Below are 20604 nucleotides of genomic sequence, written 5' to 3'. Positions count from 1 at the left end.
GAGGACCCGACCGTGATCGAAATCGCCACCCTTGTCACCGCTTTCACCACGCTGTTCGTGATCGTCGATCCGATCGGTCTCGCGCCGCTTTACGTGGCGATGACGGCGGGGATGACTCCGGCGCAGCGGCGCGGCGTGACCTTCCGGGCGCTCTCGACCTCCGCCGTGCTGATGCTGCTGTTCCTGGTGCTGGGCGACGCGGTGCTGCGCTTCATCGGCATCTCGGTCCCGGCCTTCCGCATCGCCGGCGGCGTGCTGCTGTTCCTGACCGCGCTCGACATGCTGTTCGAGAGGCGGCAGGCGCGGCGCCGCGACAATGCCGAGGAAGGGGCCGAACCCGATCAGGATCCTTCGATCTTTCCGCTGGCGCTGCCGCTGATCGTCGGCCCCGGCGCGATCACCACGCTGATCCTGCTGACTGCCGAGGCCACCGGCCCGCTCGGCTATGCCGCGATCTACGGCGTGGCCCTATCGGTTCTGGCGACCGTCTGGATCGCCTTCGCGCTGGCCGATCCGCTGGCGCGGGTGCTGGGCTCGGTGGGGCTCAACGTGGTGACGCGGGTGCTCGGCATGCTGCTCGCCGCGCTCGCGGTGCAGTTCATCATCGACGGTCTGCACGGTTCCGGTTTCGGTCTGCCTTTCCCTGCCGAAAATTGATACCATATTAGGGCGATGAACCCAGACAACCTTGCCAGCCTCGCCTATCTCGGCCTCCTCGGCGCCGCCATCGCCGGCTGGTTCTTCGTGCAGAATCGCGACCGGCTGGGACAGGTCGCGCAGCAGGCCGCCGTCTGGACGCTGATCTTCATCGGCGCCATCGCCGCCGCCGGGCTGTGGTCTGACATCCGCGAGGATACGATGCCGCGCCAGACCATGATCGGCGCCGAGGGCATCGAGGTACCGCAGGCGCGCGACGGGCATTACTACCTGACGCTCGAGGTCAACGGCGCGCCGATCAACTTCGTGGTCGACACCGGCGCCACCGACATGGTGCTGGGCCGCGAGGATGCGCGCCGTGCCGGAATCGACCCCGAGGAGCTGACCTATCTGGGCTCCGCGGTGACCGCCAACGGCACGGTGCGCACCGCGCGGGTGCGGCTCGACAGCGTCGCGCTGGGCCCGATCGAGGATGCGGGGCTGAGCGCCGTGGTCACCGATGGCGACCTCGCCGGATCGCTCCTTGGCATGGGCTACCTGCGGCTCTTCGGCCGCATCGAGATCGAGAACGGCACGCTGGTCCTGACGCGCTGAGCTTCGTGACTTTGTTCCCGAAATACGCAAATCCCCGGCCCGCCCCGGAGCGTCACCCCTCGGCCTTCTTGGTCCAGCGCCCGCCCTCCTGCGCCCAGTACTGCGCCGCGCAGCCCGCGCCGGTCAGCCGCTTCCACTGGCCGCGCGCCGCCTGAACCGCCGCCTCGTCGAAGCCGTCGAACAGGATGCAGGCGCGCTCGGCCGTCTGCACCTCCTCGGGCGCGATCTCGGCGCCGTCGAGACAGATCACGCAAGGCAGCTTCGGCGCCGCCTCGCCCTCGGCGGTGAGAAGGATCGGCTGCGCCCCGTCATGCGGCCCGCCGGCGCGCCCATGCGCGAGAAAGCTCTCGGGCGGTCCCATGCGCCACAGCGCCGCGTCGAGCCGGTCCATGGCGCGGGCGGCGCGGCCCCTGATCTCCACCCGCCAGCCCTGCTTGCCCGCAAGCCCGAGAAGCTGCGGCAGCAGCTCCTCGGCCGGTCCTTCGGTAAGGTGGTAGAAGAAGGCCGCGCCCATCGTCTCAGCCCTCGTAGCGGTCGGCCACGAGGCGGTTGAGCGCCATCACGCCCCAACCGGTCGCGCCCCTGGGGCCAAGCGCCGAATCCGACTTGAGCGACGCGGTCCCGGCGATGTCGAGATGGATCCAGGGCGTGCCGTCCTGCACGAAGCGCTTGAGGAACTGCGCCGCGGTGATCGATCCGCCCTCGCGGCCAGTGCCAACGTTGCGCATGTCGGCGACCCGGCTCTTCAGGACCTTGTCATAGGCCTCGCCCATCGGCAGCCGCCACGCGCCTTCGCCCTCGGCCTGCGCCGCCGCCAGGAGCGCCTCGGCAAAGCCGTCCTCGTTCGAGAAGACCCCCGCATTCTCGTGGCCCAGCGCCACGATGATGGCACCGGTCAGCGTCGCGAGATCGATCATGCCAGAGGGTTTGAACCGCTCCTGCGCGTACCACATCACGTCGGCCAGCACGAGCCGGCCCTCGGCATCGGTGTTGATCACCTCGATCGTGTCGCCCTTCATCGAGCGCACCACGTCGCCGGGGCGGGTGGCGTTGCCCGAGGGCATGTTCTCCACGAGCCCCACGAGGCCCACGACATTGGCCTTGGCGCGGCGCAGCGCCAGCGCCCGCATCGTGCCGGCGACGGTGCCCGCGCCGCCCATGTCCATGGTCATGTCCTCCATGCCAGCGGCGGGCTTGAGGGAGATGCCGCCGGTGTCGAACACCACGCCCTTGCCCACGAGCGCCAGCGGGGCCTCGTCGCCGCCGCCCTGCCAGCGCATCACCACGACCTTGGAGGGGCTGTCGGAGCCCTGGCCCACGGCCAGCAGAGCGCCCATGCCAAGACGCTTCAGCTCGTCCTCCTCCAGAATCTCGACCTCGAGTCCCAGCTCCTGCATCGCCGCGAGACGTGCCGCGAAATCGTCGGTGGTCAGCACGTTGGCGGGCTCGTTGACGAGATCGCGGGTGAAGGCCACGCCCTCGGCGATGGCGGCCATCGGGCCGGCCTCGCGCCCCAGCGCCTCGGCATCCTCGGAGATGAACCGCACGCGCCCATCCGGCTCGGCCTCGGGGTCCTGCTTCTGATGCGCATCGAAGCGGTAGGCGCGCAGTGCGAGGCCCAGCGCCACCTCTCCGGCATGGCGCAGGCCCGAGGCCAGCACCGTCAGTTCGCCGCGCCCGGCCTTGGCGGCGATGGCGCCACCGGCGCGGCGCATCGCGAGCCGGTCGGTCTCGGCATCGTGCTTCACCACCAGCACCGCCTCGGCGGCGAGGCCCGCGGGCACGGCGATCTCGACCACCTCGCCGGTCCCGGCCCGGCTCCAGCGCCGGCCCCCGGCCAGCCGTGCCAGCGCCCCGCCCATCGCCTCGTCGAGCGCGCGCACCGCCTCGGTCTCGGGACCGTCGGGGCCCATGAAGACCGCGACTCGGCCCTGCGCGGCGGTGAGATCCTGCGCGTCATGGGGAAGGAAATCGATGCGGGGGGTGCGGGACATGCCGGCTCCTTGGGTCGTTGTCGGGGATCATTGGCTCTGGCGGCGGAGCCTAGCCGCCGAGACCGGCAAAGGCCAGATCGCGGTTCAACCCGCCCGCACCCTCGGCTAGGATGCGCGAAGACGGGCGGCCACCTCGGCGGCCATGGATGGACGAGGGACCGGTGGCGCGATTCGACAGGTACATGCTGTCGCAGCTGATGATGCTGTTCGGCTTTTTCGCGCTGGTGCTGGTGCTGGTCTACTGGGTCAACAGCGCCGTGCAGCTGTTCGACCAGCTGGTGGCCGACGGGCAGAACCTCTCGGTCTTTCTCGAACTCACCATGCTCACCCTGCCCTCGCTGATCCGGCTGGTGCTGCCGATCGCGGGCTTTGCCGCGGCGCTCTACGTCACCAACCGGCTGAGCTCGGACAGCGAGCTCACCGTGATGCAGGCCACCGGCTTTTCGCCGTTCCGGCTGGCGCGGCCGGTGCTGGCCTTCGGCATCGTGGCCGGGCTGCTCACCGGGGCGCTGACCTTGGTGATCAACCCGCTCGCCAATGCGAGGCTCGCCGACCGGCAGGCCGAGATCGCGCGCAGCGCCACGGCGCGGCTGCTGCAGGAGGGCGAGTTCCTCTCGCCGATCTCGGGCATCACCCTCTACATCCGCGACATCACCCCCGAAGGCGAGCTGCGCGACCTGCTGATATCCGACAGCCGCGACCCCGAGGAGACCGTCACCTACACGGCCTCAAGCGCCTATCTGGTGGAAACCGCGACGGCGCCGCAGCTGGTGATGATCGACGGGCTGGTGCAGGTGCTGCAGCCCGAGGCGGCGCGGCTTTCGACCACCCGCTTCGAGGATTTCGCCTATGATCTGGAGCCGCTGACCCGCGCCTCCGACAGCGGTCGCAGGCGCACCCGCGAGGTCTCGACGCTGGAGCTGCTGCGCCCGACGCCCGAAACCCTTGAGGCGACCGACCGCAACGCGGCGCAGCTCGCGGTGGAGGCGCATGACCGCGTCGCGGCGGCGCTCCTGTCGGTGGCGGCGCCGCTGATCGGCTTCGCCACCCTGCTGATCGGCGGCTTCTCGCGCTTTGGCGTCTGGCGCCAAATCCTCGGCGCGATCGGGCTGATCATCCTCGTGCAGTCGCTGGAATCCGTGGTCGCCTCGGCGCTGCGCGGCGATCCCTCGCGCTGGCCGCTGGTCTATGTTCCCGCCATCGCGGCCCTGGCCATCGTCGCCGTCGAGCTGGTGCTGGCGGGCCGGCCGCGCCGCAAGTACCGAAGAGGCGTCCCGGCATGATCCTGCACCGCTATTTCGCCCGCCGTTACATCATGGCGTTTCTCGGCACGCTCGGCATCTTCTTCGCGATGCTGACGATGATCGATTTCGTCGAGCAGGCGCGGCGCTTCGGCGGCACCACCGGCATCGGCGAGCTTCTGGCCGTGAGCATGCTCAACGCCCCGGCCCAGCTCTACGAGATCCTGCCGCTGATCGTGATCATCTCGGGCATCGCGCTGTTTCTCGGCCTCGCCCGCTCCTCGGAGCTGGTGGTCACCCGCGCCGCCGGCCGCTCGGCGCTCGCGGCGCTGATCGCCCCGGTCGTGGTGACGCTGCTCCTCGGCGTCGCCGCCGTGGCGCTGATCAACCCGCTGGTCGCCGCGACCACCCGCGCCTACGAGGCCCGCACCGACAGCCTCAAGGGCGAGGAACGGGTGATCACCCTCTCCGATGATGGGCTCTGGCTGCGTCAGGGTGACAGCGAGGCGCAGACGGTGATCCGCGCCAAGGGCAGCAATCTCGACGGCACCGTGCTGCGCGACGCGAGCTTTCTGACCTTCGACACCGAAGGCCGCCCGCGCGAGCGGGTCGAGGCGAGCTTAGCCGAGCTGCAGACCGGCCACTGGCTGCTGCGCGGGGTCAAGCGCTGGCCGCTCTCGGCCGAGAACCCCGAGACCGCCGCCGAGCGGCTGCCGCAGATGACGCTGGCCTCGTCTCTCACCGCCACCCAGATCCGCGACAGCTTCGGCGATCCCGCGGCGATCTCGGTGTGGAAGCTGCCGGGCTTCATCGACCGGCTGCAAGCCGCGGGCTTCACCGCGCGGCGCCACCAGGTGTTCCTGCAGACCGAGCTGGCGCAGCCCGCCTTCCTGACCGCGATGCTGCTGATCGGCGCCGGCTTCACCATGCGCCACCAGCGCGGCGGCCGGGTCGGCGTCATGGTGCTGGGCGCGATTTTGCTGAGCTTCGGCGTGTACTTCCTGCGCAACTTCGCGCAGATCCTCGGGGAGAACGGACAGATCCCGCCCGCGCTCGCGGCCTGGGCCCCGCCCGTCGCGGCGATCCTGTCGTCGCTCGGCCTGCTGCTACATCTGGAGGATGGATGATCCGACGCCTGCTCGCGGCCCTGCTGGGGCTGATGCCCGCCATGACGCCGCTGCCCCTCGCCGCGCAGGGTCTCGCCCAGCTCGTGGCCGACAGCGTTACCGTCACTGCGCAGGAGGTGCTGGTGGCGAGCGGCAATGTCGAGGCCTTCTACGACGGCACCCGGCTCAGCGCCTCCGCGATCACCTATGACCGCGCCGCCGACCGGCTCAGCGTCGCCGGGCCGATCCTGATCACCACCCCCGATGGCGAGGTGTTCACTGCCGAGGCGGCCGAGATCGATCCGCGGCTCGAAGCCGGGCTGCTGCGCGGCGCGCGGCTGGTGCTGGATCGGCAGCTTCAGGTCTCGGCGGCGCGGATCGACCGCACCGGCACCGGGCTGACCGCGCTCACCCGCACGGCGGCGACCTCGTGCCGGGTCTGCGGCGACGAGACGCCGCTCTGGGAAATCCGCGCCGCGCGGGTCGTGCATGACGAGATCGGCCAGCAGCTCTATTTCGACGATGCGAGCTTTCGCGTCGCCGGCGTGCCGGTGTTCTGGCTGCCGCGGATGCGCCTTCCGGACCCGACGCTGGAGCGCGCCTCGGGGCTCTTGGTGCCGCAGCTCTTCTCCTCGGATGCGCTCGGCTTCGGGCTGAAGCTGCCCTATTTCATCCGCCTCGGCGGCCGCCGCGACCTGACCGTGACGCCGTGGATCGCCACCGGGGCCCGCAATCTCGAACTGCGCTACCGGCAGGCCTTCCGCAGCGGCTGGACCCAGATCGAGACGCATCTCGCCGAGGATGACGGCGCGGTCTCGCCGCGCTACGCGCTCTTTGCCGAGGGCGCCTTCGCGCTGCCGCGCGACATCCGGCTCGAATTCGATCTCGAGGCCGTGTCGGACGAGGCCTTCCTGCTTGATTACGACCTCTCCGACCAGGATCGGCTCGACAGCAGCCTGCGCACCTACCGGCTGCGCGACGACGGCTACGCGCTGGCCGAGATCGCCTATTACGAAAGCCTGCGCGAGGATGAATCCAGCGCCTCGCTGCCGCCGCTGGTGGCGCGGATCGAGCGCGAGGCGGTGCTACGCCCGGCTCCGTTGGGCGGCCGGCTGCGCCTGCGCGCCGACGCCGACGCGCTTTGGCGCGACGGCGACCCGGGCGACCCGGAGGCGACGCGCGACGTCACCCGCGGCGGCGTCTCGGGCGATTGGTACGGGGATCTCATCTTCGGCCCCGGCCTGCAGTTCACCACCGAGCTGCGCGGCCGGCTCGACGCCTATGCCATCGACGACGACCCCGAATTCGACGACACGGTGCTGCGGGCGGCGCAATCGGCCGGGGTGACCCTGCGCTGGCCGCTGCTGCGGCGCGGTGACGACGGCACCGCCCAGATCATCGAGCCGGTGGCGAGCCTCGCCGGCGTGGCGACGCAGGGCGGCGACGTGCCCAACGAGGATTCGCGGCTGGCCGAGTTCGACGCGGTCTCACTCTTCGCGCTCGACCGGCTGCCGGGCGAGGATCTGCAGGAAACCGGTCTCAACGCCGGCCTCGGCCTGCGCTGGAGCCTGCTCGGCGCCGATGGTCGGAGCCTGTCGGTGCTGGGCGGGCGGCTGCTGCGCGACGAGGCGCTGCAGGGAATCGACGACATCACCGGGCTGACCTCGACCCGCTCCGACTGGCTGATCTCGACGAGGCTCGATCTCGGACAGGATCTCGGGCTCGAGGCCTCGACCACCTTCGATGACGATTTCGGCATCTCCACCGCCGAGGCGCGGCTCGGCTTCGACCGCGAGAGCTTCGATTTCACCGCCGCCTATCTGTGGCTCGAGGAGGGACCGGCCGAGGACCAGCCCCGGATCTCCGAGATCGCGTTCGACACGGTGCTGAATCTGGGCCCGCGCTGGAGCCTCTCGGCCGAGGCGCGCTACGACATCGCCGCCGACGAACCGGTGCGCGCCGAGATCGGCGCCGGCTGGCGCAACGAATGCGTCACGGTGGACCTTTCGGCATCGCGCCGCTACACCGATACCGATGACGTGGACCCCTCCACGAGCTTCGGGCTCTCGGTCAATCTTGCCGGTTTTTCAACCGGTCAGACGGCCCTGCCCGCGGCGCGGAGCTGCGAGGGCTGAGACGGAACGATCGGACGAGGATGGGAGCCGGAATGCGGGCTTTTGATGTCGTAAAGGCCGTGGCGCTCGCCACCGCCCTGGCCGCGCCGGTGGGCGCCGCCGCGCAGGGGCTGTTCGCCCCGGCGGTCACGGTGAACGGCAGCGCCGTCACCAATTACGAACTCGACCAGCGCGCCAAGCTGCTGGCCGCGTTCAACACGCCGGGCGATCTCGGCGCGGAGGCCCGCAAGCAGCTGGTCGAGGAAAAGCTCAAGCTGCAGGAGCTGAACCGCGCCGGGATGCAGCTCACCGAGGAAGGTCTCGAGGCCGCGATGGCCGAGTTCGCGCAGCGCGCGAACCTGTCGCTCGACGCCTTTCTCGCACAGCTCGCCACGCAGGGCGTGGCGCGCGAGACGCTGCGCGATTTCGTGCGGGTCAACGCCTCGTGGCGCGACTATATCCGCCGCCGCTACGGCTCGGGCGTCGATGTCTCCGAGGCCGAGATCGATGCGGCGCTGGCGCGGACCGGCGGGCCGGAATCGGTCGAGCTGCTGCTCTCCGAGATCATCATCCCGGCGCCGCCGCCGCGCGCCGCCGCGGCGATGGCCCGCGCCGAGGCGATCTCGAAGCTGCGCTCCACCGCCGCCTTCGAGGCCGAGGCCCGCGCGGTTTCGGCGCTGCCCTCGCGCACCCAGGGGGGCCGTCTCGACTGGGCCGCGCTGAGCGATTATCCGGCCGGGCTCCACGGGCTGCTTCTGTCGCTCGAGCCGGGCGAGGTCACACCGCCGATCCCGATCCGCAACGGCGTCGCGCTGTTCCAGCTGCGCGACATCCGCGAGGCGCCGCAGGCCCCGGCCGCGATCGCCGAGATCGACTACGCGCAATTCGCGATCCCCGGCGCCGGCACCGCGCAGGCCGAGGCGGCGCGGATCGATGGCCTCGTCGATACCTGCGACGATCTCTACGGCGTCGCCAAGGGCCTGCCCGAAGAGCGACTGGTGCGCCAGAGCGTCGCGCCCGCGGCGCTGCCGCAGGATCTCGGGCTGGAACTGGCGCGACTCGACCCCAATGAGGCCTCGTGGAACCTGAGCCAGGACGGCACGCTGTTCTTCACCATGCTGTGCTCGCGCACGCCCGTGACGGCCGAGGGCGTCGATCGCGAGGCCGTGCGAAACAGGCTCCTGAGCCAGAAGCTCTCGGCCCGCGCCGACATCCTGCTCGCCGAGCTGCGCGCACGGGCGCGTATCGGCCAGTGAAGCCGGTCGCGATCTCCTGCGGAGAGCCCGCGGGCATCGGCCCGGAGATCGCGGCCCGCGCCTGGGAGAAGCTGCGCGGCGAGATCCCGCTCCTCTGGCTCGGAGATCCGCGCCACCTGCCCGAAGCGCTGCCATGGCGGGCGGTGAGCGGGGCCTCCGAGGCGGCGGATCTGAGCGGAACCGCGCTGCCGGTGCTGGCGCGAGATTTCGGCCCCCCGGCCGTGCCGGGACGACCCGATCCGGCCCATGCGCAGGGCGTGATCGACGCGATCCGCGACGGCGTCGATCTGGTGCGCTCGGGCGACTGTTCGGCGCTGTGCACCGCGCCGATCCACAAGGCCGCGCTGATCGACGGCGCGAATTTCGCCTATCCGGGCCATACCGAGTATCTCGCGGCGCTGGCTGGCGTGGACGATGTCGTGATGATGCTTGCCTGCGACGCGCTGCGCGTCGTCCCCGCCACCATCCACATCCCGCTGTCACAGGTGCCCGAACGGCTCACGCCGGAACTGCTCGAGGCCACGATCCGTATCACCCGCGACGCGCTGATCCGCGATTTCGGGATCGAGGCACCGCGCATCGCCATCGCCGGGCTGAACCCCCATGCGGGCGAGGACGGCAAGATGGGTCACGAGGAGATCGCCATGATCGCGCCGCTGATGGCGCGGCTGGGCGACGAGGGCTTCGACCTGCGCGGGCCGATGTCGGCCGACACGATGTTCCATGCGGGTGCGCGCGCGGGCTACGACGCGGCGATCTGCATGTATCACGATCAGGCGCTGATCCCGATCAAGACCATCGATTTCTCGGGCGGGGTCAACGTCACGCTCGGCCTGCCCTTCATCCGCACCTCGCCGGATCACGGCACCGCTTTCGGCATCGCCGGACAGGGGCTCGCGGACCCGTCCTCGATGATCGCCGCGATCCGCATGGCCGCCGATATGGCGCAGGCGCGCGGCGCGCGCTAAGGGAACGGCGCGGTGGTCCCCGGCGGAGCGCCTGCGTATTTTCGGAAAGATGAACGAGGGATCGCCCCCATGGCCGCTATCGACGATCTGCCGCCCCTGCGCGAGGTGATCGAGACCCACGGCCTGCGCGCCAAGAAGACGCTGGGCCAGAACTTCCTGCTCGACCTCAACCTCACCGCGCGGATCGCGCGGGCGGCGGGCGACCTGGCGGGATCGGACATTCTCGAGATTGGGCCGGGTCCGGGCGGGCTGACGCGCGGGCTCTTGGCCGAGGGCGCGCGCCGGGTGCTCGCGATCGAGAAGGACGCGCGCTGCATGCCCGCGCTCGAGGAGATCGCCGCGCGCTATCCCGGTCGGTTGCAGGTGATCGAGGGGGACGCGCTCGAGATCGACCCGCTGGCGCATCTGACGCCGCCGATCCGGGTCGCCGCGAACCTGCCCTACAATGTCGGCACCGAGCTTCTGGTGCGCTGGCTGACGCCGAAAGAGTGGCCGCCCTTCTGGGAGAGCCTGACGCTGATGTTCCAGCGCGAGGTGGCCGAGCGGATCGTCGCCGCGCCGGGCTCCAAGGCCTATGGCCGCCTCGCGATCCTCGCGCAGTGGCGCGCCAGCGCGCGGATCGTGCTCGACCTGCCGCCGCAGGCCTTCGTGCCCGCGCCCAAGGTGTCCTCGGCGGTGGTCCATCTCACCGCCCTGCCCGCGCCGCGCTTTCCGGCCGATCCGGCGGTGCTGAGCCGCGTCGTGGCGGCCGGGTTCAACCAGCGACGCAAGATGCTGCGCGCCTCGCTCAAGGGGGTGGCGCCGGGAATCGAGGATCACCTCGCCGCCGCCGGCATCCCGCCGACCGAGCGGGCCGAGCAGGTCGGGCTCGAGGCGTGGTGCGCGCTGGCCCGGTCGGTGGCCGCAGCGCAGTGACGAAAAAGGCGGCGCCCGGATCCGGGCGCCGCCTTTTCTTCATCCTGTCGGAGCGGGCCTACTCGGCCGCTTCGGCCGATCCGCTCTCCGCCTTGGCGGCGGGCTTGGCGCGGCGCGGACGCGGCGCGGGCTTTTCGCCCTCGGGCGTGTCGCGCTTCACGCGCGGCTTGCGCGGCCGCTTGGGCTTGTCCTCGGCCTTGGGCGCCTCGGCGCCGGGCTGGGCCTCCGCGGGCTGCGCCGGGATCTCGCGCGCGGGCTCGCGGTTCTCCGGGGTCTCGACCAGATCGCTGGCGGGCTCCTCGGCCTGCCGCTCCTCGTAACGGGACTCGCGCTGCGGTTCGGGCTGCTGGTGATGCGCCGCTGCCGCCTCTTCCTGCGCCCGCAGGCGGGCCGCGCGCTCGCGGTCGCGCTCGGCCTGGCGGTCGCGCTCGGCCTGACGCTCGCGGTTCTGGGCCTCGGCCTCCTCGCGCTTGGCCTCGATTTCCTTCTGCGCCTCGGCCAGCATCCTCAGGTAATGCTCGGCGTGCTGGGCGAAGTTCTCGGCCGCGACCCGGTCACCCGAAAGCTGGGCGTCACGGTGCAGCTGGGTGTATTTCTCGATGATCTGCTGGGGCGTACCGCGCACCTTGCCATCGGGGCCCGAGCTGTCGAACACGCGATTGACGATGTTGCCGCCCGAAGGACGGTTGTTGTTGCGGTTCTTGTTGCCGCGCGAGCGTGACTTCGATGATCTCATGTGATTCTTCGGTTCCGGCCTGGCTCAGGCGTTGCGCTTTGACCCGGTCTGCGCGCGCGATGCGCGCTGCTGCGACGTCGGGGCCTGCGATGATCTGGCAGCGTGTCGGGGCGGGAGGGCGCGTGCGCCTTCCTCCGTCCGATGCCAAGGACTAACCATGCGGACCGCCCGGTGACAAGCGGAAACTGCGATCCTGGCCGAAAGAGCGGTGTTTTTCGCGCTCAGAAGCCCGATTGCGGCAATCCCAGCACGATCACCCGGTCGCGCCCGTCGAGATCGGGAATGAGCGCGACGGGCGCGAAGCCGCGGGCCACGGCGAGGCTTCCCACCGCCTCGGCCTGCCCCACGCCCAGCTCCATCACCAGCCGCCCGCCCGGTGCCAGAACCTCGGTCGCCCCGTCGAGGATCGCGCGGTAGCACGACAGCCCGTCGGCACCGTCCGTGAGCGCGCCCGCGGGCTCCCAGTCGCGCACTTCCGGGGCGAGCCCTTCCATCGCGGCGCGCGCGATATAGGGCGGGTTCGACACCACGAGGTCGAACATCCCCTCGACCCGGCTGACCCAATCGGACACCTGGATATGCACCCGGTCGGCAAGCCCCAGCGTCACGGCGTTCTCGCGCGCCACGGCGCATGCGGCCTCTGACAGATCGACGCCGACGCCGCGCGCATCCGGCATTTCCGCCAGCAGCGTCAGCAGGATGCAGCCCGAACCGACGCCAAGATCGAGCACGTGGCCGAACGGTTCGGACAGGGCCGCCTCGACCAGCATCTCGGTCTCGGGGCGCGGGTCGAGCACGTCGCGCGTCACCTTGAAGCGTCGGCCATAGAAGGCACGGCTGCCGGTCAGGTGCGACACGGGCTCGCGCGCCGCGCGCCGTTCGATCAGCGCCTCGAACTCGGCCAGCTTCCCGCCATCGACCGGCTCGGGCAGCACCAGCGTCAGCCGCCCCGGATCGACGCCGATCGCGTGGCTGAACAGCCGCCGCGCGTCGCGGCCCGGATCGGGCACCCCCGCCTCGGCCAGCCGGCGCGTGGCCGAGACCAGCGCCGCGGCGCCGGTCAGCGGGCCGGATGGCAGCGGGCTCATGCCTCCATCTCCGCCAGCAGCGCCGCCTGCGCCTCTGCCGTCAACGCGTCGATGATCTCGTCGAGATCGCCGCCCATCACAGCGTCGAGCTTGTAGAGCGTCAGGTTGATGCGGTGATCGGTCAGCCGGCCCTGCGGGAAGTTGTAGGTGCGGATGCGCTCGGACCGGTCGCCCGAGCCCACCTGCGCGCGACGGTCGGCCGAGCGCGCGCCCTCGACCCGCATCCGCTCGGCGTCGAAGAGCCGCGAGCGCAGCACCTCCATCGCCAATTCGCGGTTGCGGTGCTGCGATTTCTGGCTCGACGTGACGACGATGCCGCTCGGGATATGGGTGATCCGCACCGCCGAGTCGGTGGTGTTGACGTGCTGGCCGCCGGCGCCGCTCGCTCGCATCGTGTCGATGCGGATATCGGCGGGGTCGATCTTCACGTCCACCGCCTCGGCCTCGGGCAGCACCGCCACGGTGGCCGCCGAAGTGTGGATGCGGCCGCCGCTCTCGGTCTCGGGCACGCGCTGCACCCGGTGCACGCCGCTCTCGTATTTCATCCGGGCGAAGACGCCCTCGCCCTCGATCCGCGCCACAACCTCCCTGATGCCGCCCAGCTCGGTCGCCTGCTCCTCGATGATCTCGAAGCGCCAGCCGCGCGCATCGGCATAGCGCATGTACATGCGCAGCAGGTCGGCCGCGAAGAGCGCGGCCTCGTCGCCCCCGGTGCCGGGCCGGATCTCGATCATCGCCGGACGCGCATCGGCGGCATCCTTGGGCAACAGCGCGAGGCGCAGCGCCGTTTCGGCGGCCTCCAGCCGTTCCCGCAGGCCGGGCAGCTCTTCCTCGGCGAGGTCGCGCATCTCGGGGTCGCGCAGCATCGCCTGCGCCTCGGCGATCTCGGCTTCGAGGCGGGCATGCTCGGCGGCGGTCTCGACCACCGGCTTGAGTTCCGCGTATTCGCGGCCCAGCTCGGCGATCTCGCCGCCCGAGGCGCCCGACGACATCTTCGCCTCGAGAAACTCGAAGCGGGCGGTGATCTGGTCGATCTTGTCCTGTGCGATCATGGATCACCCATCCTCCATCGCCACTTAGGCGTCAAGTGACGCTCAGCGGCGCGGCAGCCGATCTTCGAGCGCCGCCATCCACGCCTCGACCCGCATGCGGTTCACGCCCATGTCGGCGACCCCGAAACGCTGCCGCGCCCAGATCATCAAGGCGGCGCCGCCGGCCTCGGGGACCGCCTTGACGCTGGTATAGTCGGGAAAGCCGAGCACGGCCGAGCGGCTGACATAGGTCACGCGCCCCTCGGCCGGGCTTTCGAACAGGACCCGGGTGCGCGGCGTCGCCCGCGCGATCTCGTCGAAGGCCGAGAGCAGCGTGGCCGGGTCGGTGTCGAAGACCGGCGGCGCGGCATTGGCAGGCCCCGTGCGCAGCAGCCAGCCGCCACGGCGCGGCGCCTGCGGCACCCGTTCGACCTCCATGGGATCGACGTGCCAGCGCGCCACATCCGCCGGCGCGACACGTATCCAGACCAGTGGCACCGCCAAGGATGCCGCGGTCGCCAAGGCCATTATTCCCATCGTTTTCAAATACCTGACCGCTGTTTTTTCAACCTCGCCTCGGGCACGACCGCCGCGTTGCAATGGCCGCGCCTCAGGCTCAACCGCGCGCGGGCTGCGCGCGTTCGACCAGCCGGGCGAAAAACGACGCGCCATAGGGCGCCGTCTCGTCGTTGAAGTCGTATTCGGGGTGGTGCACGCCCGCCGTTTCGCCGTTGCCGATGAACAGATAGGCGCCGAGGCGCGCCTCGAGCATGAAGGAAAAATCCTCGGCCCCCATGGCGCGCGGGCTGTCGGCATCGCAGCCCAGCCCGACCTCCTCGGCCACGCCAGCGGCGAATCCGGCCTTCCCGGCGTCGTTCACCGTGGCCGGGTAACCGAGATTGTAGTCGAGATCGGCGCGCACGCCGTAGGCCATGGCCTGCCCCTCGCAAATCTCACGCATCCGACGCATCACCATGGCCTGCACATTCTTGTCGAAGCTGCGCACCGTGCCGTTGATCCAGGCGGTGGCCGGGATCACGTTGTCGGCGCTGCCGGTATGGATCTGCGTGACCGAGATCACCAGATCCTGCCGCGCGTCGTGGTTGCGGCTGACGATGGTCTGTATCGCGGTGACGATGCCGCAGGCCGCGACCACCGGATCGGTCGCGTCGTGCGGCATCGCGCCATGCCCGCCCTTGCCGGTCACGGTGATGGTGAAATCATCCACCGCCGCCATGATCGGTCCCGGCGCGGTGCGGAACCGCCCCACCGGCAGACCCGGTTCGTTGTGCAGGGCAAAGACCTCACCGATGCCGAACCGCTCCATCACCCCTTCCTCGACCATCACACCGGCACCGCCGCCGCCCTCTTCGGCGGGCTGGAAGATCAGCGCCACGGTGCCCGCGAAATTGCGCGTCTCGGCGAGGTATCTCGCGGCCCCCAGCAGCATCGTGGTGTGGCCGTCATGGCCGCAGGCATGCATCCGGCCCTTGTTCGCCGAGGCATGCGGCAGCCCGGTCTGCTCGTCCATCGGCAGCGCATCCATGTCGGCGCGCAGCCCGATTACCGGACCCTCGCCCCGGCCCCGGATCAACGCCACCACCCCGGATGTCGCGATGCCCTCGTGGATCTCGTCGACGCCGAATTCGCGCAGCCGCGCCGTGATGAAGCCGGCCGTCTCGTGGCAGTCGAAGCCGATTTCCGGCGTGGCGTGAAGCTGGTGGCGCCAGCCCTTCATCTCCTCGGCGAAATCGGCGATGCGGTTGATGACGGGCATGTCTGGCGCTCCGGGCTCTGAAATCCTAGCCTGCGGCTTGCCATCGACAGGAGCCCTGCGCAATGCCCCAGACCGAGCCCGAGATCCGCGACACCGATCTGGACGCCGCCCGCGAGATCGCGCGGCTGTCCGCGATCATGCGGGCGCTGCGCGACCCCGATCACGGCTGCCCATGGGATATCGAGCAGGATTTCGCCTCGATCGCCCCCTACACGATCGAGGAAGCCTACGAGGTGGCCGATGCCATCGCCCGCGAGGATTGGCCCGAGCTTCGGGGCGAGCTGGGCGACCTGCTGCTGCAATCGGTCTACCACGCGCAGATGGCGCGCGAGGCCGGGCATTTCGATCTTGCGGCGGTGGCGCGCGCGATCTCGGACAAGATGATCGCGCGTCACCCGCATGTCTTCGGGGAGGAAGATCGCGACCGCACCGCCGAGGAGCAGACCCACGCCTGGGAGGCGATCAAGGCGGCCGAACGCGCGGGCCGTGCCGAAACCGGCGTGCTCGACGGCGTTGCGCTCGGCCTGCCGGCGCTGATGCGGGCGGTCAAGCTGCAGAAGCGCGCCGCGCGGGTGGGATTCGACTGGCCGCAAACGGCACAGGTTCTCGACAAGCTGGTCGAGGAGGCACACGAACTGGTCGAGGCGCGCGACCGTCTGAGCCCCGACGAGATCGAGGCCGAGATGGGCGACCTCCTGTTCGTCATGGCCAACCTGTCACGGCATCTCAGTGTCGATCCCGAGGTGGCCCTGCGCCGATCCAACGACAAGTTCACCCGCCGGTTCAAATACATAGAGGACGAACTTCACAAGCGCGGCAAGCGTCCGGTCGAAAGCGACCTGACCGAGATGGATGCTTTGTGGAACGAGATCCGGAGGGCGGAAAAAAACGTCGACTGAAAAAGTCGGGTATTGACCTGATCAAATTGCTCGGATTTAAGCGCCGCCAACGAAAACGCTGATTTGGAGCGCTACATGACCCTTCGCCCTGTCCTCACCATCGCCGCCGCGCTGGCCGGCACCTCCGCTCTGGCCGACGTCAACGTCTACACCACCCGTCAGCCCGAGCTGATTCAGCCGGTGGTCGATGCCTTCACCGAAGAGACCGGCATCGCCGTCAACCTCGCCTTCGTCGAGGACGGCATCGTCGAGCGGCTCGAGGCCGAGGCGCAGCGCTCGCCCGCCGATCTCGTGATGACCGTCGACATCGCCAACCTGCGCCAGATCGTCGATGCCGGCGTCACCCAGCCGGTCGAGAGCGACGTGCTGATGGAAGCCGTGCCCGCCAACCTGCGCGGCGAGAACGGCGAGTGGTTCGGCGTCACCACCCGCGCCCGCATCGTCTATGCCAGCCAGGAGCGGGTCGAGGATGGCGAAGTCACCACCTACGAGGATCTCGCCTCGGACAAGTGGGAAGGCCGGATCTGCACCCGTTCGGGCCTGCACAACTACAACCTCGCCCTCGTCTCGGCGATCGTCGCGCATCACGGCGAAGAATACGCCAAGGAATGGGCGCAGGGCGTGAAGGACAACCTCGCGCGCAAGCCCGAGGGCAACGACCGCGCGCAGGTCAAGGCGATCTGGGCCGGTGAATGCGACATCTCGCTCGGTAACACCTACTACATGGGCAAGATGCTTGAGGATCCCGAGCAGACCGAATGGGCCGAGTCCGTGCGCATCGTCTTCCCGACCTTCGAGAATGGCGGCACCCATGTGAACGTCTCCGGCGTCGCGCTGACCCAAGCTGCGCCGAACAAGGAAGAGGCGGTTCAGTTCATGGAATACCTCGTCTCGCCCGAGGCGCAGGAAATCTATGCCGAGGCGAACTACGAATACCCCGTGCTCGAAGGCGCCGAAGCCTCGGAACTGGTCAAGGGCTGGGGTGAGTTCACCGCCGACGAGACCGACCTGCCGACCATCGCCGACCACCGCGCCACCGCGCTGCGGATCATGGAAGAAGTGAACTTCGACGGCTGATCTCGCCCAGAGCGAAAGAAAAGCCCGCCTTCGTTCCGAAGGCGGGCTTTTTTGTTTTCGAACAGTGGCTTGAAATTCAGGCCCCGGCCTTCTCCTCGAGTTCCAGCCACTCGGTCTCGGCCGCGTCGAGCGCCGCCTGACGCTCCGCCATCGCCTCGGTCGCCTTGCGGAACTTCACCGGTTCTCGGGTGAACAGCTCGGGATCGGCAAGCAGCTCCTCGAGCTTGGCGATCTCGGCGGTGAGCCGGTCGATCACCTTCGGCAGTTCCTCCAGCCGGTGTTTCTCGGTGAAGCTGAGGCCGGGTTTCGGCGCGGCGGGTTTCGGCTTCGGCGCGCTCGGCGTCGGGCTCGGCGCGCTTCCCCGCGGCGCGGGGGCCTGCGCCGGCGCTGGCGTCTCGTTGAATTTCCGCTGGCTCTGGTAGTCGCTCCAGCCGCCGGCATAGAGCGTCGCGCGGCCGTCGCCCTCCATGGCGATGGTCGTGCTCGCCACCCGGTCGAGGAAATCGCGGTCGTGGCTCACCAGCAGCACCGTGCCATCGTAATCGCCCAGCAGGTCCTGCAGCAGGTCCAGCGTCTCTATGTCGAGATCGTTGGTCGGTTCGTCGAGCACCAGCACGTTCGAGGTCTGCGCCATGATCCGCGCCAGCAGGAGCCGCGCCTTCTCGCCCCCCGAGAGCGACTTGACCGGCGCGCGGGCCTGCCCCTCGTCGAACAGGAATTCCTTGAGATAGCCCACCACGTGCTTGGGGATGCCGCGCACCATCACCTGGTCCGAGCTGCCCGAGACCGCCATCAGCGGGTCGTTGGTCAGGCTGTCCCAGAGCGTCGCCTCGGGATCGAGCCGGGCGCGTGCCTGGTCGAACACCGCGATCTCGAGGTTGGTGCCATGCTTGACGCTGCCCTCGTCAGGTTCAATTTCACCCAGCAACATCTTGATAAGCGTCGTCTTTCCGACACCGTTCGGGCCGACGAAGGCGATCCGGTCGCCGCGCATCACCGTCAGGTCGAAGCCCGAGACGATGCGCTTGCCGGCGTATTCCTTGCTCAGGCCGAAGGCCTCGATGACCTTCTTGCCCGAGGTCGGACCCTCGCCAAGCGCCATCGCCGCGGTGCCTTGGCGGCGGATCTGGTTCGCCCTCTCGGCGCGCAGATCCTGCAACGCCCGCACCCGGCCTTGGTTGCGCTTGCGCCGGGCCGAGATCCCCTCGACCGCCCAACGCGCCTCGGACTTGATCTTGCGATCGAGCTTGTGGCGCGCCATGTCCTCGTCTTCCCACGTCTTGTCGCGCCAGGCCTCGAAGCCCTCGAAGCCGGTTTCCTGGCGGCGCACCGCGCCGCGGTCGATCCACAGCGTCGCGCGGGTCAGCGCCTTGAGAAAGGCGCGGTCGTGGGAAATCAGCACGAAGGCCGCGCGGGTCTGGCGCAGCTCCGCTTCGAGCCAGGCGATCGCCTCGATGTCGAGGTGGTTCGTGGGCTCGTCGAGCAGCATCAGCTCCGGCGCCTCGGCCATCAGTCGCGCCAGCGCCGCGCGGCGCCGTTCGCCGCCCGAGGCGGTCGCCGGGTCACGATGCGGATCGAACTTGAGCCCCTCGGCCACCACGTCGAGCTTGTATTCCTCGCCCATGTCGAGGTTTTGCGCCGCCCATTCGCCCAAGGTCGCGAAGCCCGAGAAATCGGGGTCCTGCTCCATGTAGCCCACGGAGGTCGCGGGGGGCACCGCGCGGGTGCCGCGATCGGGCTCGACGAGTCCGGCCATCACCTTCATCAAGGTGGACTTGCCGGAGCCGTTGCGGCCCACGAGGGCGACGCGGTCGCCCTGCTGGACCGCGAGCGACAGCCCGTCGAAGACGGGATCGCCGCCGAAGGTGAGGGAAATATCGGTGAGCTGGAGAAGGGGTGCGCGTGCCATGATCGCCAGCTAGAGGGCGCCGCGCGGCTTATCAAGGGCCGAATGCGAGGGCGCGCAGCGCCCGGGCGCGGGCCGCGGGGATCGCCGCGACATCGAGCATGCACAGCACGTGGATCGTGTTCATCACCCGATCCACCACCGCGTGGTCGCTGACCACGGCGCCCATGCCGAGATAGCTGCGCAGCAGCGGCGGCAGCCCCGCCGGCGCGGCGTCGGGCGCACCGACCGGCCCGGCGAGATCCAGCACCTCCACCGCCCCGCGTCGTCCGGGCCGCAGCCCGGTAGGGGCGGCGTGCCGCGCGCCGAGCCAGGACAGCGCCGCGCGGTGCGGGCGCGGGTCGGTGCCGGGAAACGAGGCGCAGCCGAACAGCAGCTCGACCCTTTCGCGCAGCACCAGCCGGGTCAGCGCCCCCAGCGCCAGCCTGAGCGCCTCGCCGTCGCGGGCCTCGGGCGCGGTGCAGAAGCGACCGATCTCCATCGACCGCCCCGCCCGCGCCGCCAGCGGGCCGAGATCGTAGGTCTCGGCGCTCGCGGCCCGCCCGATCTCGCCCGGTGCGAGTGCACGCCAGCGCAGCGTGCAGAGCGCCCGGCCCGCCGCGTCCTCGACCAGCAGGTGCCGGGCCCGCGCGTCATGCCCGTCGGCGTCGCGCAGCGCCCCGCCCAGATCGACGAAGCAGCGCGCGCGCAGCGCCATCGCGCGAGCCAGCGCTTCGCCCTGCGCCGTACGCGCGACCAGCCGGCCACGCCGCAGGATCACGCCCATGCCGGGCCCCGCTGGCATCCGGCGCGGTGCTGACTACATAGGTGGACGAGATCACGGAGGACCCGATGGACAAGATCACCAAGACCGACGCGCAGTGGCGCGAGGAGCTGTCCGAGCTCGAATACAAGGTGATGCGCAAGCACGGTACCGAGCGCGCCTTCACCCATGACGATTTTCCGAAAGAGCCCGGCACCTTCGCCTGCAAGGGCTGCGGCCGACCGCTGTTCTCGGCCGAGACCAAGTTCGACAGCGGCACCGGCTGGCCCAGCTTCTACGCCCCGATCAGCGATGAGGCGGTGGGCGAGAAGACCGATCGCAGCTTCTTCATGAAGCGCACCGAGGTGCATTGCGCGGCCTGCGAATCGCATCTTGGCCACGTCTTTCCGGACGGGCCGGCCCCGACGGGCCTGCGCTACTGCATGAACGGCGTGGCGCTCGAGTTCAAACCGGCGACCTCCGACGAGAGCGCGGCCTGAAAC

General features: G+C 70.0%; 21 protein-coding genes. 11 read left to right on the top strand and 10 right to left on the bottom strand.

All coding sequences use genetic code 11. The features are described 5' to 3' along the window. Nucleotides 1-12: 12 nt before the first annotated feature. Nucleotides 13-657, top strand: a complete 645-nt coding sequence (locus O4G76_RS10170; protein WP_269397227.1) for a MarC family protein — start codon at nucleotides 13-15, stop codon at nucleotides 655-657. 15 nt (nucleotides 658-672) lie between these two features. Further along, the gene (locus O4G76_RS10165; protein ID WP_269397226.1) at nucleotides 673-1251 is read left to right on the top strand and encodes a TIGR02281 family clan AA aspartic protease; all 579 of its coding nucleotides are present in this window, start codon (nucleotides 673-675) and stop codon (nucleotides 1249-1251) included. Nucleotides 1252-1303: 52 nt separating this feature from the next. Here the strand turns inward: O4G76_RS10165 and O4G76_RS10160 are convergent, their stop codons facing one another. From O4G76_RS10160 to O4G76_RS10150, 3 genes are read right to left on the bottom strand one after another with little or no spacing between them, the layout of a single operon-like run. Next, nucleotides 1304-1765 (bottom strand): DNA polymerase III subunit chi, encoded by a 462-nt coding sequence (locus tag O4G76_RS10160; protein WP_269397225.1) that lies wholly within the window; start codon nucleotides 1763-1765, stop codon nucleotides 1304-1306. A 4-nt stretch (nucleotides 1766-1769) separates the two neighbouring features. After that, nucleotides 1770-3245, bottom strand: coding sequence for a leucyl aminopeptidase (locus O4G76_RS10155; RefSeq protein WP_269397224.1), 1476 nt, complete (start codon nucleotides 3243-3245; stop codon nucleotides 1770-1772). A gap of 49 nt (nucleotides 3246-3294) precedes the next feature. Continuing rightward, on the bottom strand, nucleotides 3295-3429 hold the full coding sequence (locus O4G76_RS10150) for a hypothetical protein (protein WP_269397223.1): 135 nt from the start codon (nucleotides 3427-3429) through the stop codon (nucleotides 3295-3297). Between O4G76_RS10150 and lptF the strand changes: the two genes are divergently transcribed. From lptF to rsmA, 6 genes are all read left to right on the top strand, one after another. Further along, nucleotides 3428-4528, top strand: coding sequence for an LPS export ABC transporter permease LptF (lptF, locus tag O4G76_RS10145; RefSeq protein WP_269397222.1), 1101 nt, complete (start codon nucleotides 3428-3430; stop codon nucleotides 4526-4528). The genes O4G76_RS10150 and lptF overlap by 2 nt on opposite strands. Beyond that, nucleotides 4525-5613, top strand: a complete 1089-nt coding sequence (gene lptG / locus O4G76_RS10140) for an LPS export ABC transporter permease LptG (RefSeq protein WP_269397221.1) — start codon at nucleotides 4525-4527, stop codon at nucleotides 5611-5613. The genes lptF and lptG overlap by 4 nt, the downstream gene beginning before the upstream one ends. Beyond that, nucleotides 5610-7727 (top strand): LPS-assembly protein LptD, encoded by a 2118-nt coding sequence (locus O4G76_RS10135; RefSeq protein WP_269397220.1) that lies wholly within the window; start codon nucleotides 5610-5612, stop codon nucleotides 7725-7727. The genes lptG and O4G76_RS10135 overlap by 4 nt, the downstream gene beginning before the upstream one ends. Nucleotides 7728-7759: 32 nt before the next feature. Then, the gene (locus O4G76_RS10130; protein ID WP_269397219.1) at nucleotides 7760-8962 is read left to right on the top strand and encodes a peptidylprolyl isomerase; all 1203 of its coding nucleotides are present in this window, start codon (nucleotides 7760-7762) and stop codon (nucleotides 8960-8962) included. After that, entirely contained in the window at nucleotides 8959-9930 is a 972-nt protein-coding gene (gene pdxA, locus O4G76_RS10125) for a 4-hydroxythreonine-4-phosphate dehydrogenase PdxA (RefSeq protein ID WP_269397218.1), read from the top strand. Before O4G76_RS10130 ends, pdxA begins: the two co-directional genes overlap by 4 nt. A gap of 69 nt (nucleotides 9931-9999) precedes the next feature. Next, nucleotides 10000-10845 carry a 16S rRNA (adenine(1518)-N(6)/adenine(1519)-N(6))-dimethyltransferase RsmA gene (gene rsmA, locus O4G76_RS10120; protein WP_085897265.1) on the top strand — a complete coding sequence of 282 codons (846 nt, stop codon included), beginning with the start codon at nucleotides 10000-10002 and terminating at the stop codon, nucleotides 10843-10845. A gap of 58 nt (nucleotides 10846-10903) precedes the next feature. Here the strand turns inward: rsmA and O4G76_RS10115 are convergent, their stop codons facing one another. The 5 genes from O4G76_RS10115 to O4G76_RS10095 all read right to left on the bottom strand — a co-directional run bounded on the left by O4G76_RS10115 (nucleotide 10904) and on the right by O4G76_RS10095 (nucleotide 15477). Continuing rightward, nucleotides 10904-11581 carry a DUF4167 domain-containing protein gene (locus O4G76_RS10115; protein WP_269397217.1) on the bottom strand — a complete coding sequence of 226 codons (678 nt, stop codon included), beginning with the start codon at nucleotides 11579-11581 and terminating at the stop codon, nucleotides 10904-10906. 221 nt (nucleotides 11582-11802) lie between these two features. Further along, nucleotides 11803-12669 carry a peptide chain release factor N(5)-glutamine methyltransferase gene (gene prmC / locus O4G76_RS10110; protein WP_269397216.1) on the bottom strand — a complete coding sequence of 289 codons (867 nt, stop codon included), beginning with the start codon at nucleotides 12667-12669 and terminating at the stop codon, nucleotides 11803-11805. Continuing rightward, complete coding sequence (gene prfA, locus O4G76_RS10105; RefSeq protein WP_269397215.1) at nucleotides 12666-13721, bottom strand: peptide chain release factor 1; 1056 nt, start codon at nucleotides 13719-13721, stop codon at nucleotides 12666-12668. Before prfA ends, prmC begins: the two co-directional genes overlap by 4 nt. A gap of 42 nt (nucleotides 13722-13763) precedes the next feature. Further along, nucleotides 13764-14228: a DUF1499 domain-containing protein gene (locus O4G76_RS10100; RefSeq protein WP_269397214.1), complete on the bottom strand. Its 465-nt coding sequence runs from the start codon at nucleotides 14226-14228 to the stop codon at nucleotides 13764-13766. 88 nt (nucleotides 14229-14316) lie between these two features. Then, a complete protein-coding gene (locus tag O4G76_RS10095; protein ID WP_269397213.1) occupies nucleotides 14317-15477 on the bottom strand; it encodes a M20 aminoacylase family protein in 1161 nt (386 codons plus the stop codon). A gap of 62 nt (nucleotides 15478-15539) precedes the next feature. On the opposite strand from O4G76_RS10095, the gene mazG reads away from it, so the two are divergent. After that, entirely contained in the window at nucleotides 15540-16376 is an 837-nt protein-coding gene (mazG, locus tag O4G76_RS10090; protein WP_269397212.1) for a nucleoside triphosphate pyrophosphohydrolase, read from the top strand. A 75-nt stretch (nucleotides 16377-16451) separates the two neighbouring features. Next, nucleotides 16452-17453 carry a Fe(3+) ABC transporter substrate-binding protein gene (locus tag O4G76_RS10085; protein WP_269397211.1) on the top strand — a complete coding sequence of 334 codons (1002 nt, stop codon included), beginning with the start codon at nucleotides 16452-16454 and terminating at the stop codon, nucleotides 17451-17453. Between the two features lie 76 nt (nucleotides 17454-17529). On the opposite strand, the gene O4G76_RS10080 is transcribed toward O4G76_RS10085, so the two are convergent. Together O4G76_RS10080 and O4G76_RS10075 are read right to left on the bottom strand one after the other, a co-directional pair. After that, a complete protein-coding gene (locus tag O4G76_RS10080; RefSeq protein WP_269397210.1) occupies nucleotides 17530-19362 on the bottom strand; it encodes an ABC-F family ATP-binding cassette domain-containing protein in 1833 nt (610 codons plus the stop codon). A gap of 31 nt (nucleotides 19363-19393) precedes the next feature. Beyond that, on the bottom strand, nucleotides 19394-20125 hold the full coding sequence (locus tag O4G76_RS10075) for a GNAT family N-acetyltransferase (protein WP_269397209.1): 732 nt from the start codon (nucleotides 20123-20125) through the stop codon (nucleotides 19394-19396). 65 nt (nucleotides 20126-20190) lie between these two features. Here O4G76_RS10075 and msrB point away from each other — a divergent pair, with 65 nt between their 5' ends. After that, on the top strand, nucleotides 20191-20601 hold the full coding sequence (msrB, locus tag O4G76_RS10070; RefSeq protein WP_269397208.1) for a peptide-methionine (R)-S-oxide reductase MsrB: 411 nt from the start codon (nucleotides 20191-20193) through the stop codon (nucleotides 20599-20601). Nucleotides 20602-20604 lie beyond the last annotated feature (3 nt).

Origin of the sequence: Limimaricola sp. G21655-S1, assembly GCF_027213785.1 — a bacterium.
Taxonomy (GTDB): Bacteria; Pseudomonadota; Alphaproteobacteria; order Rhodobacterales; family Rhodobacteraceae; genus Limimaricola.
Note: the sequence above shows the minus strand (reverse complement) of the source record. Positions and strands in the feature narration are given on the sequence as shown.